The sequence below is a fragment of the Thioalkalivibrio sp. ALE11 genome, from assembly GCF_000381205.1.
Lineage (GTDB): Bacteria > Pseudomonadota > Gammaproteobacteria > Ectothiorhodospirales > Ectothiorhodospiraceae > Thioalkalivibrio.
This window is the reverse complement of the sequence record NZ_KB906167.1, coordinates 144,254-163,050: the sequence shown is the minus strand read 5'-3', so window position 1 is coordinate 163,050 and position 18,797 is coordinate 144,254. Positions and strand designations below refer to the sequence as shown.

Here is an 18,797-nt window from a genome sequence, read left to right as displayed (position 1 = left end):
GCATTGGAAGACCAGCCGGAGCAGTCGCCCTCGAACTGGCATGCCCGCGAAGCGCGGGAAGTCGCGGATGAGCTGAAGAGCCACACGGACCACGGGCTGTCGCAGGATCAGGCCGGTGAGCGGCTGCAGCAACACGGCCCCAATCGTCTGCCCGAAGCGGAGCAGGCCGGACCGCTCAAGCGCTTCCTGCTCCAGTTCCACAACGTCCTGATCTATATCCTGATCGCGGCGGCGGTGGGTACCGCGCTGCTGGATCACTGGCTGGACACCTGGGTGATCCTCGGGGTGGTCCTGATCAACGCCATCATTGGCTTCGTGCAGGAGGGCAAGGCGGAAAAGGCGCTGGATGCCATCCGCGACATGCTCTCGCCTCAGGCGGTGGTACTGCGCGACGGCCAGCGGCGCACCATCCCCGCCGAGGAGCTGGTCCCGGGCGATATCGTGCTGCTGAACGCGGGTGACCGCGTGCCGGCGGACCTCCGCCTGTTCTCCGTGCACAACCTGCGTGTCGACGAAGCCGTGCTGACCGGCGAGTCCCTGCCGGTGGACAAGGAGACCGAGCCCGGCCCGGAAAAGTCGGACCTCGGGGATCGCCGCAACATGGCCTTCTCCGGAACCATGGTCGCCTACGGGCAGGGCCGTGGCGTGGTGGTGGCCACCGGCGAACGCACCGAGATCGGCCACATCACCACCATGCTGGGCGAGGTCGAAAAGCTGACGACCCCGCTGCTGGCCCAGATCGCGCAGTTCGGGCGGTGGCTGTCGGTCGGCATCGTGGGCCTCGCGGCGCTGACCTTCGCCTTCGGCTACTGGGTGCGGGACTACGCCCTGGTGGAGACCTTCCTCGCGGCGGTCAGCCTGGCGGTGGCCGCGATCCCCGAGGGCCTGCCGGCGATCATGACCATCACCCTGGCGATCGGCGTGCAGCGCATGGCCATGCGCAACGCCATCATCCGCCGCCTGCCCGCGGTGGAGACCCTGGGATCGGTCACCACCATCTGCTCGGACAAGACCGGGACCCTCACGCGCAACGAGATGACGGTGCGCACCATCGTGACCACCACCAGCGTGACCTCGGTCTCCGGCACCGGCTATGCCCCGGACGGCGGTTTCTCGCGCGACGAAGCCGAGATCGACCCGCAGGAGGATGCGGTGCTGTCGCGGGCGATCCATGCGGGGCTTTTGTGCAACGATGCCGAACTCCATCATCGCGACGGCCAGTGGTTCATGGAGGGGGCGCCCACCGAAGGCGCGCTGGTGACCCTGGCGGCCAAGGCCGGACTGGACCCGGCGTCGCATCGCGCCGAACACCCGCGTGCCGACGTCATCCCCTTCGACTCCGCCTACAAATACATGGCCAGCCTGCACCATGACCATCACGGCAACGGCTGCATCTTCGTCAAGGGGGCCCCGGAAAAGCTGTTGACCATGTGCGGCAAGGAGCTGGGGCCGGAGGGTGAACGCCCGCTGGACGAACGTGCCTGGCGCGAACGGATCGACGCCATCGCGCGCGGCGGGCAGCGCCTGCTGGCGGTGGCGATCCGTTCCACTGACGCCAGCCAGACCGCACTGCAGGACTCGGATCTGGAAGACCAGCGACTGATCCTGGTGGGGATCTTCGGCATCATCGATCCGCCCCGCGACGAGGCGATCGAGGCGGTGCGCAAGTGCCGCGACGCCGGCATCCGGGTCAAGATGATCACCGGCGACCACGCGGTGACGGCGAAGGCCATCGCCGCCGAGCTGGGCATCCGCGCCCGTGGCGGCGCGATGGACGGGCAACAGATCGAGGCCGCCTCCGACGAGGAACTGCGCCGACAGGTGCGCGACGTGGACGTGTTCTCGCGCGCCACACCGGAACACAAGCTGCGCCTGGTCACCGCCATCCAGGCCAACGGCCAGGTGGTCGCGATGACCGGCGACGGCGTGAATGACGCCCCGGCGCTCAAGCGCGCCGATGTCGGCGTGGCCATGGGCATCAAGGGCACCGAGGCCTCGCGCGAGGCCTCCGAGATGGTGCTGGCGGACGACAACTTCGCCTCCATCGCCAACGCGGTGGAGGAAGGCCGCACGGTCTACGACAACCTGAAGAAGGCCATCCTGTTCCTGCTGCCCACCAACGGCGGCCAGGCCTTCACCATCGTCGCCGCCATCCTGCTCGGACTGACCCTGCCCCTGACCCCGGTGCAGGTGCTCTGGGTCAACATGGTCACCGCGGTGACCCTCGCCCTCGCGCTGGCCTTCGAGCCCACCGAGCCGGGGGTCATGCAGCGCCGGCCTCGACCGCCGGGTACGCCTCTGCTGTCCGGATTCCTGCTGTGGCGGGTGGCCTTCGTCTCCGTGCTGCTGGTCGCCGGTACCTTCGGCCACTTCCTGTGGCTGGAGCACCAGGGTGTCCCCGACGACTTCGCCCGCACGGTGGCGATCAACACCCTGGTCATGGGGCAGCTGTTCTTCCTGTTCAACAGCCGCTACATCCTCGAGCCGGTGTTCAACCGCGCCGGGCTGCTGGGCAGCCGCGCGGTGCTGATCGCGGTGGCCGTGCTGATCCTGCTGCAGGGCCTGTTCACCTACGCCCCGCCGCTGCAGTTCCTGTTCGGCACCGCCGCCATCGGCCTCGAGGAATGGCTGCGCATCCTCGCCTTCGGCGTAATCCTGTTCGTGCTGGTCGAGATCGAGAAAACCATCCTGCGCCGCCGCGGGTTCGACCCGCACGGTCAGGGCAAGGCCGGCACGCGGTCGAACCAGGGAGACGCGGTCTCGAGCTGACCGGCAAGACTGAACAGACGGGCCTCGCCGGTCACCGGTGCGACGAACTGTACGCCCACGGGCAGGTTGTGCGGGGTCCAGTGCAGGGGCACCGACATCGCCGGGGCGCCGGTCAGATTGGCCAGCTGGGTGAACGGGACCCGTCCCAGCTCGTCACGGACCAGGCGCTCGATCAGCCCGGAGGCCCGCAGCAGCGGGAGCGTCCTCGACCGCAGCACGAGCTCCAGGACCGTTCGCTGCCACCCGGGCAGTGCGGTCTCCCCGATGCGGGGCGGCGGCCGTGCGACCGTGGGCGTCAGGTACAGGTCGTATTGCCGGTGGAAGTCGTGCATCGCGTGGCGGTAACGGTTCCAGCGCTCATGCGCGGCAACGTAATCCGCCGCGGACAGCGACTGCCCCAGCGCCGCCATCACCCGGGTCTCGAGCTCGAAACCCGCGGCACCCGCGCCGGTACGCCGGCGCGCCCGCTCCACCATCGCGGCCACCTGGCCGAACCACAGGGTCAGCCAGTCGCGCGCCAGCTGCTGACCGTCAATCGCCGGTTCCGCCTCCTCGACATGGTGACCCAGCCCCTCCAGCAGGCGGGCCGTCCCCTCCACGGCCGCACGGCATTCGGGATGCACCTCCGTCCCGATCGGCGAACGGGTCGCATACCCGATCCGCAAGGAACCGGGTGCGGCCGCCACCGCCGGCGCGGAGCGTTCGGACCCGAGCGCGGCATCCAGCAGTGCCGCGCTGTCGCGCACGCTGCGGGAGATCACATGATGCACCGCGGCACCGTGCATCCATTCGGAAAACGCCGGACCCGCCGGCGTACGCCCCCGCCCCGGCTTGAACCCGAACAGACCGCAATGCGAGGCGGGGATGCGGATCGAACCGCCGCCATCGTTGGCCCCGGCCACGGGGACGATGCCGGCCGCCACGGCCGCGGCCGCGCCCCCGCTGGAGCCGCCCGGCGACAGCGCCGGATCCCAAGGGTTGCGGGCCGGGCCGTGGACCACGGGCTCGGTCACCGACCGGGCGCCGAACTCCGGGGTGTTCGTCCGGCCGAACACCACCAGCCCCGCCGCCCGCCAGCGGCGGGTGATCCCGGCTTCGACCTCCGCACTCGCGCCGGCATCCCGCAGCGCACGACAGCCCCGGTCGCTGCCCTCGCCGGCCAGCTCCTGAAACAGGTCCTTCACCAGGAACGGAACGCCGGCGAACGGCCCGGCCGGCGGATCGGCCTCCGCCTCCTCGCGAGCCCTGGCATCGCGGCGGGCCACCACCGCATTGAGTTCCGGGTTCACGGCATCCGTGCGCGCCAGGGCGCACTCCAGCAGCTCCCGCGCCGTAGTCTGCCCGTCGGCGACGGCCGCCGCCATGGCCATCGCATCCATTCGCCGATACTCTTCGAAATCCATCCGCGGCTCCCGGCACGTACCCGACCGCGATGTTACGGGTATCCGCTGTCCCCGGCAGCCCACCGGGCCATCGGTACGGATCCTGGCCCGGCCGTACGTGGTCTTACGGGAGTCGATCCGGAACAACGGTCACCGGAGGTCACATGCTGCAGGCCCGATACCGACAGACCCCGGGAACGCTTTGCGTACTGGCCCTGGCCCTGTGGGGGCTGCCCGCACCGGCAGACGATAACGCGGCGACGGTAGTCTGGGAGGAACCGGTCGAGGTCGCGCGCGGCGAGGCCTGGCGTGGCCCCTGGCGCATGAACGATTCGGACTTCCGTTATGTCGATGACGCCTCGGTGGCCATCAACGACCACGGCGAGGTGGTGGTCGTCTGGACCGACCAGGCGGAACAGGCCCTGTTCCTGCAGCGTTATGACCGCGAGGGCCATGCGATCTTCGACCGTCCCACGCGCATCGGCGGGGAGCCGGACACCTTCTCCTGGCTGCCGCGGGTCGCGATCGAGCCGGATCCGGAGGACCCCGACGGCTTTACCGTGCATCTGCTGTGGCAGGAGATCCTGTTCACAGGAGGCGACCACGGCGGCGAGATCCTGTACGCCCGATCGCACGATGGCGGTCGCAGCTTCGAGGACCACAGGAATCTTTCCCGCTCGCGTGACGGGGCCGGCAAGGGCCGCATCACCGCGCACCGCTGGGACAACGGCAGCCTGGACCTGCTGCTCGGGGCCGACGACGAGGTGATCGCCGCCTGGACCGAGTACCGTGGGCCGCTGCGCGTCGCCCGCTCCACGGACGCGGGCGACGCGTTCACCGATCCGGTCACCGTGAACCCGGATGGCGACGCGCCGGCACGCGCCCCGGCGCTCGCGCAGGCGCCGTCCGGTCGCATGCTGCTGGCCTGGGCAAAGGGCGACCGCCCGCAGGCGGACATCCGCATCGCCTTCTCGGACGATGCGGACGAAGGCTTTTCCGCACCGGCCACCGCGCTGGAACACCCCGGCCATGCCGACGCGCCGTCGCTGGTAGTGGACACGGACGGCGTGGTTCACCTGGCCTTCGGGGCGATCCCGGCCAACGACCTGGAGGATTATCGCCAGCCCCACCATCGCCGGCTGCATGTCAGCCGGGCGGAGGCCGACACGCTGGAGTTCGCGCCACCGTCCCGCCTGGACGCCGACGACTGGCCCGGCAGCTTTCCCACACTGGCGCAGGACGACCACCGCCTGTATCTGGTGTGGCAGCGCTACCCCCATCCGACGGATCGCCCCCGGGGCCTGGCATTCACCCACGCGCCACGGGAATCCGCGGCCTTCGGTCCCGTCGAACCGGTCCCCGGCACGCTGGACACGCCCTACAGCGGCGGGCTGCAGGGGCAGCTGAAACGACGTCTGGCGGTCAACCGCTACGGCGAGATCGCGGTGGCCCGGAGCCGCTTCATGCCCGGCCAGCACAGCGACATCCTGCTGATTCGCGGCCAGATCGAGGAGGAACAATGACATCCGGGGCCTACTCACTGATGATCCACGGCGGCGCGGGGGCGCTGCGCGAAGTGCAGGACGCGGCGGCCGCCGAGGCGTATCACGCCGCGCTGCACGCGATCCTGGAGGCCGGCCGCGAGCGCCTGGCGCGGGGAGAACGCGCCCTGGATACCGTGGAGTACTGCGCGGCGCGGCTCGAGGACGACCCCCTGTTCAACGCCGGCACCGGCGCCGCCCTGACCCGCGACGCCACGGTGGAACTGGACGCCGCAATCATGGATGGCGCGGCTCTCGCTGCGGGGGCCGTCGCGGCGGTCCGGGGCATCGCCAACCCGGTCCGCCTGGCGCGGGCGATCCTTGAAGACGGGGAACACGTGCTGCTGGTCGCGGACGGCGCCGCCGCCTTCGCCCGCGAGATCGGGATGCCGCAGGTGGACGAGGAGTCCCTGATCACCCCGCAGCGGCGGGAACAGCTGGAGCGTGCCCTGCGCCAGGGCCAGGTCACGCTGGATCATGACGAGCCCGCGCCCGGAACCATCGGCGCGGTCGCGCGCGATCGCCACGGCCATCTGGCCGCGGCCACCTCCACCGGCGGGATGACCGGCCAGCGCTCGGGCCGGGTCGGCGACTCGCCCATCCCCGGCGCGGGCTTGTACGCGGACGATGCCACCGCCGCCATCTCCGCCACCGGGCACGGCGAGGATTTCCTGCGCAGCGTCTTCGCCAGGGACCTGGCCGACCGCATCCGCCACCTCGGTCTGGACGCCCGCGAGGCCCTGAGCACAAGCCTGCAGCACCTGCACGAACGGATCGGCGGCTACGGCGGGGCCATCGCGATCGACCATGCCGGGCGCTGCGCGGCCGGCACCACCACCCCGCGCATGCTCCACGGCTGGATCGAACACGGAGGGCCGACCCGTACCGGCGTCGAGCCCCCGCCCCTCCCGCCTGCCCGTTGACCGGGCCACGCCGCGAGCCCCGGAACGGGGTTGCCCGCCGAACGGGCCTCACCCACCGGGGCTCAGCGTTCCCGCCGTTCCGCGGCCGCGTTCCAGTGCCGCCCCATGCGGCTGCCCAGCCAGACCCCCGCGATCCACAGCACCAGCGACACGGCCACGTAAAGCGCGGCACGCCACGGATCGCCCGACTGCATCAGCCACAGGCTTTCCAGACTGAACACCGAGAACGTGGTGAACCCGCCGCAGAACCCGGCCAGCACGAACTGCCGGGTCACCGGATCGGCCGGGTGACAGCCCTCCGGCGCACTGATCACCGCATACAGCCCGATCAGCCAGGACCCGGCGATGTTGACCGCGAGCGTATCCCAGGGAAACCCGGTGCCCACCAGGTGCAGCCCGGTCCACGACAGGCCGTACCGCGCCATGCTGCCCAGCGCGGCCCCCAGCGCGACGAACGCGGACAGCCGGACGTCATACCCCGTCATGCCGCCCCGCCCGCCGCACGAGCCAGACCGTAGCCCAGGGAAACCAGCGTCAGCCCGCCGGCCAGCGTCAGCAGGATGTAGAGCACCGCCGGGCGCAGGCCGTCACGCTCCGCCACGCCCACCACCTGCAGGCTGAACGACGATACCGTGGTGAAGCTGCCGAGCACGCCCACCACCAGCAACAACCAGAGCCAGGAGGTCAGCGCCGGCCCGGACACCCGGCCCAGCGCCAGGCCGATCAGCAGCGCACCGGAGACGTTCACCGCCAGCGTCCCCCAGGGGAACCGACCGCCGCCGGTACGGTTGTCGATCCACTGCACGAGCCAGAAGCGCGCCAGCCCGCCCAGTGCACCCCCCGCCCCCACCAGCAACAGGCCCTGCCACCACGTGATCATCGGGTCATTTTCGGCTCCGGTCATCGCGCTGTCGAGCCACCGCCCCGCCCGCAGGCAGACCACCAAGCTTCCCGCCGGCCGGAATGGTAAAGTGCACGCCCTGATTACCCCGACAAACGCTTCGCAGGAGCATCATGGCGCAGTACATCTACACGATGAACGGCGTGGGCAAGATCGTCCCGCCGAAGAAGTACATCCTCAAGGACATCAACCTGAACTTCTTCCCCGGCGCCAAGATCGGCGTACTGGGCTATAACGGGGCCGGCAAGTCCACCCTGCTGCGCATCATGGCCGGCGTGGACACGGAGATCGTCGGCGAGGCGCGGCCGCAGCCGGGCATCGAGATCGGCTACCTGCCGCAGGAACCGCACCTCGATCCGGAAAAGGACGTGCGCGGCAACGTGGAAGACGGGGTTGCCTCGGTAAAGGAGGCCCTGACCGAACTGGATCAGGTGTACGCGGCCTATGCCGAGCCGGATGCCGACTTCGACGCCCTGGCCGCGAAGCAGGCCGAACTGGAAGCGAAGATCGAGGCCGCCGACGGTCACAACCTGGACCGCAAGCTGGAGGTCGCGGCCGACGCCCTGCGCCTGCCGCCGTGGGACGCCGACGTGAACAACCTCTCCGGCGGCGAGCGCCGCCGCGTGGCGCTGTGCCGGCTGCTGCTGTCCAGCCCGGACATGCTGATCCTCGACGAGCCGACCAACCACCTGGATGCCGAGTCCGTGGCGTGGCTGGAGCGCTTTTTGCAGGAGTTCCAGGGCACCGTCGTCGCAGTCACCCATGACCGCTACTTCCTCGACAACGTCGCCGGCTGGATCCTCGAGCTCGACCGTGGCCAGGGCATCCCGTTCCAGGGCAACTACTCGCAGTGGCTGGAGCAGAAGGAAAAGCGCCTGAAGCAGGAAGAAAAGGCCGAGGCCGCGCGGCAGAAGGCGATGGAAGCCGAGCTCGAGTGGGTGCGTTCCAATCCCAAGGGCCGCGGCGCCAAGAGCAAGGCCCGCCTGAAGCGCTTCGAGGAGATCGCCTCCAGCGACTACCAGAAGCGTTCCGAGACCAAGGAGATCTACATCCCGCCGGGTCCGCGTCTGGGCGACAAGGTGCTGGAGGTGGACAACCTGTCCAAGCACTACGGCGATCGCGTGCTCTACCAGGGCCTGTCGTTCAACGTGCCGCGCGGTGCGCTGATCGGCGTGATCGGCCCGAACGGCGTGGGCAAGACCACCCTGTTCCGCATGATCTCCGGACAGGAAGAACCGGACGAAGGCACGATCGACGTCGGCGAGACCGTCCAGCTGGCCTACGTGGACCAGAACCGCGATGCGCTGGAGGACGAAAAGACCGTGTGGGAAGAGATCTCCGGCGGTCAGGACGTCATCCGGGTCGGCAACTTCGAAATGCCGTCACGCGCCTATTGCGGCCGCTTCAACTTCAAGGGCCAGGACCAGCAGAAGCGCATGAAGGAGCTCTCCGGCGGGGAGCGCAACCGCGTGCACCTCGCCAAGCTGCTGCAAAGCGGCGGCAACTTCCTGTTGCTGGACGAACCGACCAACGACCTCGACGTCGAGACCCTGCGCGCACTGGAAGAGGCCCTGCTGGACTTCCCCGGCTCCGCGATCGTGATCTCGCACGATCGCTGGTTCCTCGACCGTATCGCCACGCACATCCTCGCGTTCGAGGAAGATGGCAACGTGGTGTTCTTCGAAGGCAACTACCAGGAGTACGAGGAAGACCGCCACAAGCGGCTCGGCCCGGAGGCCGACCAGCCGCACCGGGTCAAGTACAAACGCCTCGCGGACTGACCCTGCCGTCCCCCGAAGGCCCGGCCCCGCCGGGCCTTCATTCCATTGTGCTCAGCCGTTCATTCCTTCTCCGAGAGGCGCAGCCGACCGAGGCGCCGTACCTGAGGACTGGTGGACAGATCCGCAGGCAGGATCGTCGCCGGATTCGGATCGGGTACCGGGTGCGGACTGAAGCCCCCCGCGACGAAACGGCGTTCCTGCCGCAGTCGATGATAGGCCCCGACCAGTTCCTCTTCGTTGACGGGTTCGGGCATCACCGCCTGACCCTGCCCCATTGATCCGGCACCGCGTGCCTCCAGCCATTCGCGAACCAGTTCCCGGACATCCACATCGGGGAAGGGCTGGTCGAGACGGGCGGCGACCACGATGGTGGGCGCCAGTTCCGCCTGGCGCATCGCCTGATAGACCAGTTCGCTGCAGACCATATGCTCCGGGTCGAAACAGATCAGGTGATCGACCAGTTCGCGCAGCAGCCAGCGCAGACAGCCGTCTTCCGGAATCCGGTCACGCACGACCGCGACGGCCGCCAGCTGCACCAGCATGTCCACGGGGTAATCCACGCCGACCTGCTGGCTTGCCGCCCGGGCCAGTCGCTCCCGTTGCACCTCGTCCAGCGGGTTGCCGTCATCGGCGGTTGGGCGAAAGACCTCAATGAAGTGATAAGCGTCGGTCTGACGCAGTCGCTCGTCGAGCGCCACCATGCGTGACCGTGGCATGGCCGCCTCGACGAAATGGGTGTCGGAACACATGACCGCCGCATGGCTGTAGACCGAATCACCGAACCAGGCGATCAGATCCGAAAGCGAGCTTCTGCCCCGCATCAGCAGGATATCGCCTGCCCGCAGCTCGGTGGTGTCAATATACGGTTTCATCGTGGACATCCCTCCCTGTCGACTCGAAATCCACCGGGTCGGGGGCACGGACCACACGGTTGCGGCCACCTCCCTTTGCCCGATAGAGCGCATCGTCCGCCCGCTCTAAAAGATGCTCCAGCGATTCGCCATACCCCCGATGGGCGAGGCCGATCGAAACCGTGAGATGAATCTCATGCCCGTCCACGCGCCTGCAGTCCTTGCTGACCGCCTCACGCAGGGTCTCGGCAACTCGACTGGCGTCACCGAGATTCTCCTCCAGCACCACAACAAACTCCTCGCCGCCATAACGCGCGACCAGATCGTGCTGACGCAAATGGCGCTGCAGGGTACGGGCCGCCTCCTGCAGACAACGATCGCCGAAGGCATGGCCATGGGTGTCGTTCAGAGCCTTGAAGTGGTCCAGATCGACGAACAACACGCTCAGTGGACGATCTGCCAATTGCGCGCCCTGCGCCAGCTCCTGCAGACGTTCGTTCAGCCGCGCCCGGTTCGGCAAGCCGGTCAGGGCATCGGTGACTGCCCGCCGCCGCGCCTGATGCATTTCGCGCTCGGCATGGCGTGCCGCCAGGGCACCGGCGAGAACCAGCACCAGGGCGCTGGTCACATGCGTGGCGGGGTGGGCGTATTCCAGCCACCCGGGCGTCCCTTCGCCCATCAGGAAATGGCCGGCGCGAGCCATCACCACCACGGTCACGCCTCCCCAGCCCACGAGATAGAACCACGCCTGACCGACACCGGCGCGTGCCTGCAGAACGGCCACCCCCAGCGTGATCGTCGCGAGCACCAGCAACAGGAGGTTCATCCACCCCGCAAGCCATGCACCCGGGAACACCAGCCCCGCCAGCAGGAATCCGGCCACCACCCACAGCAGGCCGCGAAACACCCGCGCCAGCCGCGGGAAGGCCCGGCGAATGTCGAGAAACAGGTAGAGGGCGGAAAACGCCGCCAGAGTGCCGATACTCGCAACCAGGCTGGCCGCCTGTAGCGCGACGCCCCCATCGACGGGCCCGGGCCAGAGCACCAGCGCTTCCCCGCTCAGAACCGCAAAGTACACCCCGCCAAAGAACACCCACACGCCCAGAAGCCCGTGCGCCAGACGTCGCAGGGTCGCGGCGAAGATCGCGCTAACCAGGCCAAGAAGCACACTGGCCGCCAGCACTGCGGAGGTAAAGCGCACGCGTTGACGATCGGACTCGAGGTAGGACGACGCCGATGTCGCACTCAGACCGATGGGCTGTGAACGGGCCTCGAGGATCCGGAAATAAACGGGATGATCCGGACTCGCGGACTCCAGCTCCAGTGCGAGACGGTGCCGGGAACCGACTACCGGGGCGTCAGGGTCGAACAGTTCCAGTGTCTCCGGTCGGTAATCTGGCGGGCGGTACACCACCAGACGCGCATCGAACACCTCCCGCAGCGCCAGCACCCGGGGCTCACGGTTGTCCTCCCGCGACTCGAACCGCACCCGCCACCAGCGGCTGTGATCGCGCTCGATGGCCGTTCGCCCCGGCTGCGCCTCCCAGTCCAGCTCGGCCAGGGCCGCGGCGTCCGGGTCCTCCGGGACGGCCTCCTCTGCCAGGGAATCGATGTGGAGGTTCGCGTCGGCCACCGACATCGCCGGGACGAGGGAAAACAGCAACAACGCACCCCGCAGGATCACGCCAGTCACGAATCCCGCGCCTCCCGGACACGGCACCCTGCTCCCGTCTTCTCCGCGCCGGCCACCCCAGGGATCATGCAGACTTCAAACCTTTCCGAATTTAACGCCCTAAAATACCACACCCCGGATCAGGTAGAGCCGCGAGCACTCACCCTTGACCACACCATTGGCGAGGAATAACACTTGAACCCTGCGGCAAACGGAGAGCGAGCTTGTTTCGGTATTTCGGCTTTGGCTCCAACCTGGATCTGATCTCGCTGCGGGCCAAGGGAGTGGAGCCGGTGCGCTCGCGGGCCGCCGTGCTCCACGGCTGGCAGCTGCGATTCAATGTCCGGCATTTCTTCCGCCACGAGGGGGGCGTGGGCAACATCGAGCCCTCGCCAACGCCCGGCGACCGCGTGGTGGGCATCCTGCACGAGTGTCCGGACGACAGCCTGCCGGCCCTGGACAAGGTCGAGGCGAAAGGAGTCGGGTATGACCGCATCGTGGTCGAGGTGGAGACCCCGGAGGGTAGCGAAAGTGCCTATGCCTATCGCGGGCGGCCGGATTTTCTGGATGATCGCTGCCTGCCCAGCCAGCGCTACCTCAACATCCTGATCCGCGGTGCCGAACGGGCCGGGCTCGACCGGGAACACATTGCCCGGCTGCGCGCCCAGCCGGCCCTCGCCGTCGAAGACGCCCCGCCGTTCGAGCACCCGCCCGGCAGCCACCCGCGCTTCGATGCCCGCTCGCTGCCCGAATATCCGCATCTCACCGCCCTCTACGGGGCCGTGTTCGACATGAGTGATGCCCGGGCCACACACGCCTGGCTCAGGGACTTCTTTGGCGGACAGGACATGACCCTGTTTCACCTGCGTCGCATGGACACCAGCGACGGCTCGGAAACCCTCGAGGATCTGCGCGTTGATCGACTCGGACCGGCCCAGCGCCAGTACCTGTACAACTATCTGCGGGAATACGACCGCGAATATCGCTATGTCGGGCACTTCGACTACCATTGAGACCACAGCCCCGGCCTGCAAGGAACCCGCATGAGCACACTCCCCGCAGCCCTGCCTCACGGCACGCTCGAAGAAGTCCATGACGGCGTCTTTTTCGTCACCGGTGCCATGGAAACCCGTCTGCTGGATGCCGACTGGAAATTCAGCCGCAACATGACCGTGATCCGCGATGAAGACCGCCTGATCGTGGTCAACAGCGTACGTCTGGACAGCGAGGGACTGGCGGCACTGGAGAAGCTCGGGCGGATCACCGACGTGGTCCGCCTGGGGGCATTGCACGGTCGGGACGACCCGTTCTACGTGCAGCAGTACGGCGCACGTTACTGGGCCCTGCCGGAGATGACGCACGAAACCGGCCTGGCGGCCGACCACCCGCTGGACCCGGACGGGGCCCTGCCGGTGTCCGATGCCGACCTGTTCACCTTCCGGACCACCCGGATCCCCGAAGCCATCCTGCACCTGCACCGCGACGGGGGCATCCTGGTGGCGTGCGATGCACTGCAGAACTGGACGGCCCCCGACACGTTCTTCTCCGACGATTCCCGCGAGCGCATGCGCGAGATGGGATTCTTCACCCCGGCCAACATCGGACCACTCTGGCTGCAGAACGCCGAACCCGGTGCCGAGGATTTCGATCGCCTGATCGAACGGAACTTCCGGCATGCGCTTTGCGGCCACGGCGAACCCCTGCGCGACACGGCCCGCGAGGATTATGCGGCGACGTTCGAACGCATCTTCGGGTCCGCATCGTCACGCGAATGAGCGCGCCGCACACGGCCAGCGACCCCGCCACCCGTCCCGAAGACGCCCGTTAGCCGCATGACCACCGAAGCCCTGCGGCTGACCGGATACCGGGTCGGGCCCGTCCTGCGCCGCGACCGCGAACGCGTGCTTTACCACGCACGCGAGGAATGCTCCGGGGAAGAACGGGTCATCGAGACCCTGGCGTCGGATTACCCGTCGCGGCGGCAGCTGGCGGAGATCCGCCGGGACGGACGCATCGCGCGCGCACTGGCGGACGTCGACGGGGTCCTGCAGGTCCATGCCGTGGAGACCTGTGGCCGCGGACGCACGGCGCTGGTGACCGAGCCGGTGACGGAGACCCTGAGCGACCGGCTGGCGCGGGCACCCGACGGCCGGGTGCCGCTCGCGCAGGGGCTGACCATGGGCGGTCGCATCGCGGAGATCCTGGACGGGCTCCATGCCCGGGGCATGGTGCACAAGGCCGTCACCCCCGACCATATCCGTCTGCCCGCCGACGAGGATTCGCCGCGGCTCACCGGGTTCGGTCTGGCCTCGGAGCTCGGGCGCGAACGCCAGGGTTCGCTGGAGGCCGGCAGTCGGGCGCCCCTGCCCTATCTCTCGCCCGAACAGACCGGGCGCATGAACCGCGAACTGGATTACCGCAGTGACTTCTATTCCCTGGGCGTCACGCTGTTCGAGGCCCTTGCCGGACAACGCCCGTTCACCGCCGAGGGCGTCCTCGAATGGGTTCATGCCCACATCAGCCAGACGCCTCCGGACCCCGGCGACCTGGCCCCCGATCTCCCGCCCGCGGTTGCGCGGATCCTGCTGCGGCTGCTTACCAAGGATCCCGAGCATCGCTACCAGACCGGCGCGGGTCTGGCGCGCGACCTGGCCGAGTGCGCCGAGGCCGTGGCGTCCGGCACTGGGCTCGAGGACTTCGAGCCAGCGCGGCATGACCGGCCTTCCCGCTTCCTCCTGCCGCAGCGGCTGTACGGCCGGGAACGGGAGCTGGACGAACTCGCGGAGCTGTTCGAATCGGCCGCGGCGGGCGGCACCGAACTGTGCCTGGTGCATGGCTACTCCGGCGTCGGCAAATCCGCCCTGGTCAACGAGATCGACCGCCCGCTGGTACGGGAACGGGGCTTTTTCGCGCGGGGCAAGTTCGACCAGTTCCATCAGGGCGCCTACTCCGCAATGGCCGCCGCCTTCCGCACCCTGGTACAGCAGCTGCTGGCCGAACCGGAGGCGCGGCTTGCACGCTGGAAGCAACGGCTGAACGAGGCGCTGTCTCCCAACGCTCAGCTGGTGCTGGATCTGGTCCCGGAACTGGAACTGATCATCGGCCCCCAGCCACCGGTCGCCGAGCTGCCTCCCGACGAGGCACGCAACCGCAACCGCATCGTGCTGGCCGACTTCGTCCGGGTTTTTGCCGGCCGCGGGCACCCGCTGGTCCTGTTCATCGACGACCTGCAGTGGAGTGACGGTCCGACCCGGGACCTGATCAGGCAGCTCGCCCTGTCACGCGATACCGACCACCTCCTGATCATCGGCGCCTATCGCAGCAACGAGGTGCCCCCGGGTCACCCCCTGCACCAGGCCTTCGAGGCCGTGCGCGCGGGGCGCCCGGTCCACGACCTGCCGGTCGCTCCGCTGGACCGCGACTCCATACGCCGTATGGTGGCGGATACCCTGCAGGACGACGAGGCGCGGGTTCGCCCGCTGAGCGATCTGGTCCACGACAAGGCCCGGGGCAACCCGTTCTTTACCGGCGAGCTGCTGCAGACACTGCATGACGAAGGCGTCATCCGTCCCGGTCCCGACGGCGGCTGGACCTGGGACACGGAAGCGGCCCTGTGGGCGGGACTGAGCGGCGACATCGTCGAGTTCATGATCGACAACCTGCGCAAGCTGCCGGAAGCCACCGGCCGCGTCCTGCAGCTCGCCGCCTGCATCGGCAACACCTTCGAACTCGAGAGCCTGGCGGTGATCAGCGAATGCCCGGCCACGGAGGTGGCCGAGACCCTGATGCCCGCCCTGCGCCAGCACACCATCGTGCCGCTGCACGCCGACTATCGCCTCGTGGGACACGCCCCGGACGACGGTGCACCGGAAGAGAACCGGTGGAACCCGGTCTACCGCTTTGCACACGACCGCGTCCAGCAGGCCGCCTACCGCCTGTCGGATGCGCGCGCGATGACCGGCGTGCATCTGTCCATCGGCCGCCTGATGCGTCGGCATTCCGGTGACGCGATCGAGGGCGACCGTCTGATGGAGATGGTCCGCCATCTCAATGCGGGACGCTCGCTGATCGAGGACCCCGAAGAACGTCTTGCGCTGGCCCGTTTCAACCTGCGCGCGGGGATACGCGCGCGCAACGTGGCGGCCTACGAAACCGCCTACGAACTGCTGCACGTCGGCCATGCCCTGCTGCCCGAACCGACAGACGCCACGCACCGGGCGCTGGCGTTCGAACTGGCCCGGGAGCTGCAGCAATGCGCCTATCTGACCGGCCGGCAGGACGAGGCCGAGCAATGGGCCGGGTTCCTGTTCGACCACGCCCCCGGTACCTACGAAAAGGTGGAACTCCTGTCCACCCGCACCCGCCAGTACGCAACGCTTGGCCGCATGGAGGCCTCCATGCACACGGCCATCGAGGGCCTGCGCCTGCTGGGCGTGGAGATCCACGAGGATCCCGGCGACCGCGAGGTGGCCGAGGAGCGCGCACGCATCACGGAGCATCTGGGGGATCGGGCGATCGCCGACCTGCTGGACGCCCCGAACGTCGAGGACCGTTCCGTGCTCCTCGCCATGCGCCTGCTGATGGAGATCTTCCCGGCATCGTTCCTGTCGGGCAGCGGCAACCTGTTTCCCTACCTGGTCTTCAAGGGCGTGAATCTGTCCCTGCGCCATGGCAACTGTCCCGAAGCCGCCTTCATCCACGCCGCCTACGGGATGCTGCTGTGTGGCGAGCTGGATGACCCTGCGCTGGGGCTCGAGTACGGGCGCCTGGGTCTGGCCATCAACGAACGGTTCGACGACCTCGCCCTGCGGGCACGGGTGATCTACGTCTACGCGATGTTCATCCACCACTGGAACCATCACTGGTCCAGCCTGACCCCGTGGTTCCGGCGCGGCATCGAGGCCGGCCATCAGTCCGGCGATCTCCTCTATCTGGCGTACAGCGCCCAGGACTGCGTGATCTGGGATCCGGCACTGGACCTGCCGGAGGCCACGCGCCAGCACGAGGAAAACATCGCGATCGTCCGCGAATGCAACTATCGCGACTCGCTGGATTCGGCCACCCTCTTCCTGCAGATGCAGTACGCCTTTCAGGGCCTCACGCGGGACCCGCTGTCGCTGAGCGACGAGCGGTTCGACGAACACGCCTGCCTCGACGGCATGCACCAGCGCCAGTTCATGACCGGAGTGGCCAACTACCACATCTACAAGGCCGAGGTCGCGGTCCTGCACGACGCCCCCGAGCACGCCCTGGAGCACCTGGCCCGCCGGCAGCGTCTGATCCGTTCGGCCATGTCTCTGCCGCAGCTGGCGCGCTTCTACCTGCTGGATTTCCTGGCCTGCGTCCGGGTCCATCCCGATCGCGTCACGACGCCCGACGACCCGATGCGGCACCAGCTGCTGGAAGACCTGGACCGGATCCGGCGCTGGGCCGACCACTGTCCGGACAACTTCCTGCACCTGCAGTATCTGATGGAAGCCGAGCTGGAACGCCTGTCCGGCAGCGACGAACCGGCCATGGAACGATACGAGGCCGCCATCGAAGCGGCCGCGGCCAGCGGCTTCATGCGCGACGAGGCGATGGCCAGCGAACGGGCCGCATCGCACCTGCTGGCCCGGGGTCGCCGCCGTGCGGCCGAGGGCTACCTGCGGGCCGCCCACCGGCTGTACGCGCGCTGGGGAGCGCGGCGCAAGGTGCGCCTGCTGGAGGAACGGCATCCGGTCCTGGAGGAGATCGGCGGCCCCGGCGGCGATCCCGGCGATGACCCCCTGGACCATAATGATCTTGATCTGGCTTCGATCATGAAGGCTTCGCGCGCCATCTCCGGAGAGATCGAGACCGAGAAGCTGCTGCGCACCAGTCTGGAGATCCTGCTCGAAAACGCCGGCGGCCAGTGGGCCTGCCTGATCCGACGGGACCAGGGCCTGCCCGGCGTGGAAGCCATGGCCGGTGAACTGCCGCAGGCACCGCCCGGCCCCGAACTCCAACCCGAACCCGGATCCGGGCCCGGCGCCATCGCCCCCGACGGCAGCGGCATCGCCCTGCCGATCTCCCTGGTCAGTCATGTCCTGGGCAGTGGCGAGCCCGTGGTCCTGGACAACGCCAGCCAGGAGGGGGCCTTCACCGACGACCCCGCCATCGCCGCGCGCCAGGTGGTCTCCGTGCTCTGCGTACCCCTGGGGCGGGAACGCTTCGTCGGGGCGCTGTACATGGAAAACAACCTGACCGCCGGCGCCTTTCCCCCGGACCGCGCCGAGGTCGTCCGTCTGCTGGCCGCCCAGGCCGCCGTCGCGCTTGAAAATGCCCGGCTGTATGAACAGGTTCGGGAGTATTCCCGCACCCTTGAAGACCGCGTGGCCGAACGCACCCGCCAGCTCGAGGAAGTGAATCGCGAGCTGCAGAACCTCGCCGAGCGCGACGGCCTGACCGGTCTTGCGAACCGCCGGCGCGGCGACGACTACCTCCAGGAACAGTGGGACCGCCTGGGGCACGAACAGCGGCCCCTGTCACTGATCATGTTCGACGTCGACCATTTCAAGCCCTACAACGACCACTACGGGCACCCCGCCGGCGACCACTGCCTGATCACCATCGGCAGCATCATCCGCGAGACCCTCGACGACCCGGAACAGCTGGCGGTGCGCTATGGCGGCGAGGAGTTCATGGTGATCCTGCCCGGCATCGACACCGATGCCGCGCATGCGACGGCCGAGCGGCTGCGCGGGGCCATCCTCGAGCAGCAGCTGCCGCACGAATATTCCACGACCGCGGACGTGGTCACGGTGAGCATCGGGACCGCCACCCGGACCCCTTCGGGCCGCGGGGGACGTCAGGATCTGATCAACGAAGCCGACGAAGCCCTCTACCGCGCCAAGAAGGCCGGCCGCAACCGGGTCGTTGGCCCCGCCGACACCCGGCCACCGGACCCCGCCCGCGAATCCGGCCCGTCATGAACCAGGGGCCTGTTGGCCCGCAGA

The 18,797-nt window shown here is 68.6% G+C and carries 12 protein-coding genes; 7 read left to right on the top strand and 5 right to left on the bottom strand.

Going from position 1 to position 18,797, the window contains the following annotated elements; genetic code table 11:
* The first annotated feature begins 3 nt into the window (after nucleotides 1–3).
* The gene (locus F620_RS0106340; protein WP_019569887.1) at nucleotides 4–2,769 is read left to right on the top strand and encodes a cation-transporting P-type ATPase; all 2,766 of its coding nucleotides are present in this window, start codon (nucleotides 4–6) and stop codon (nucleotides 2,767–2,769) included.
* Here F620_RS0106340 and F620_RS0106335 read toward each other — a convergent pair.
* Nucleotides 2,718–4,172: an amidase gene (locus tag F620_RS0106335; RefSeq protein ID WP_019569886.1), complete on the bottom strand. Its 1,455-nt coding sequence runs from the start codon at nucleotides 4,170–4,172 to the stop codon at nucleotides 2,718–2,720. The two genes, F620_RS0106340 and F620_RS0106335, sit on opposite strands and share 52 nt — an antisense overlap.
* 143 nt (nucleotides 4,173–4,315) lie before the next feature.
* Here F620_RS0106335 and F620_RS0106330 point away from each other — a divergent pair, with 143 nt between their 5' ends.
* Together F620_RS0106330 and F620_RS0106325 are read left to right on the top strand one after the other, a co-directional pair.
* Complete coding sequence (locus F620_RS0106330) at nucleotides 4,316–5,674, top strand: sialidase family protein (RefSeq protein ID WP_018870495.1); 1,359 nt, start codon at nucleotides 4,316–4,318, stop codon at nucleotides 5,672–5,674.
* Nucleotides 5,671–6,615, top strand: a complete 945-nt coding sequence (locus tag F620_RS0106325; RefSeq protein WP_019569885.1) for an isoaspartyl peptidase/L-asparaginase family protein — start codon at nucleotides 5,671–5,673, stop codon at nucleotides 6,613–6,615. Before F620_RS0106330 ends, F620_RS0106325 begins: the two co-directional genes overlap by 4 nt.
* Before the next feature lie 62 nt (nucleotides 6,616–6,677).
* On the opposite strand, the gene crcB (F620_RS0106320) is transcribed toward F620_RS0106325, so the two are convergent.
* Together crcB (F620_RS0106320) and crcB (F620_RS0106315) are read right to left on the bottom strand one after the other, a co-directional pair.
* The gene (gene crcB, locus F620_RS0106320) at nucleotides 6,678–7,100 is read right to left on the bottom strand and encodes a fluoride efflux transporter CrcB (RefSeq protein WP_019569884.1); all 423 of its coding nucleotides are present in this window, start codon (nucleotides 7,098–7,100) and stop codon (nucleotides 6,678–6,680) included.
* A complete protein-coding gene (crcB, locus tag F620_RS0106315) occupies nucleotides 7,097–7,519 on the bottom strand; it encodes a fluoride efflux transporter CrcB (protein ID WP_026331335.1) in 423 nt (140 codons plus the stop codon). The genes crcB (F620_RS0106320) and crcB (F620_RS0106315) overlap by 4 nt, the downstream gene beginning before the upstream one ends.
* A gap of 110 nt (nucleotides 7,520–7,629) precedes the next feature.
* On the opposite strand from crcB (F620_RS0106315), the gene ettA reads away from it, so the two are divergent.
* Entirely contained in the window at nucleotides 7,630–9,297 is a 1,668-nt protein-coding gene (gene ettA, locus F620_RS0106310; protein ID WP_018870499.1) for an energy-dependent translational throttle protein EttA, read from the top strand.
* Between the two features lie 59 nt (nucleotides 9,298–9,356).
* On the opposite strand, the gene F620_RS0106305 is transcribed toward ettA, so the two are convergent.
* Nucleotides 9,357–10,169: a YiiX/YebB-like N1pC/P60 family cysteine hydrolase gene (locus F620_RS0106305; protein WP_018870500.1), complete on the bottom strand. Its 813-nt coding sequence runs from the start codon at nucleotides 10,167–10,169 to the stop codon at nucleotides 9,357–9,359.
* Complete coding sequence (locus tag F620_RS0106300) at nucleotides 10,153–11,841, bottom strand: diguanylate cyclase (protein WP_231364972.1); 1,689 nt, start codon at nucleotides 11,839–11,841, stop codon at nucleotides 10,153–10,155. Before F620_RS0106300 ends, F620_RS0106305 begins: the two co-directional genes overlap by 17 nt.
* A gap of 203 nt (nucleotides 11,842–12,044) precedes the next feature.
* On the opposite strand from F620_RS0106300, the gene F620_RS0106295 reads away from it, so the two are divergent.
* From F620_RS0106295 to F620_RS0106285, 3 genes are read left to right on the top strand one after another with little or no spacing between them, the layout of a single operon-like run.
* The gene (locus F620_RS0106295) at nucleotides 12,045–12,833 is read left to right on the top strand and encodes a gamma-glutamylcyclotransferase family protein (protein WP_019569882.1); all 789 of its coding nucleotides are present in this window, start codon (nucleotides 12,045–12,047) and stop codon (nucleotides 12,831–12,833) included.
* Between the two features lie 30 nt (nucleotides 12,834–12,863).
* Nucleotides 12,864–13,595 carry a hypothetical protein gene (locus tag F620_RS0106290; RefSeq protein ID WP_019569881.1) on the top strand — a complete coding sequence of 244 codons (732 nt, stop codon included), beginning with the start codon at nucleotides 12,864–12,866 and terminating at the stop codon, nucleotides 13,593–13,595.
* 57 nt (nucleotides 13,596–13,652) lie between these two features.
* Entirely contained in the window at nucleotides 13,653–18,773 is a 5,121-nt protein-coding gene (locus F620_RS0106285) for a diguanylate cyclase domain-containing protein (protein ID WP_019569880.1), read from the top strand.
* The last annotated feature ends 24 nt before the right edge of the window (nucleotides 18,774–18,797 follow it).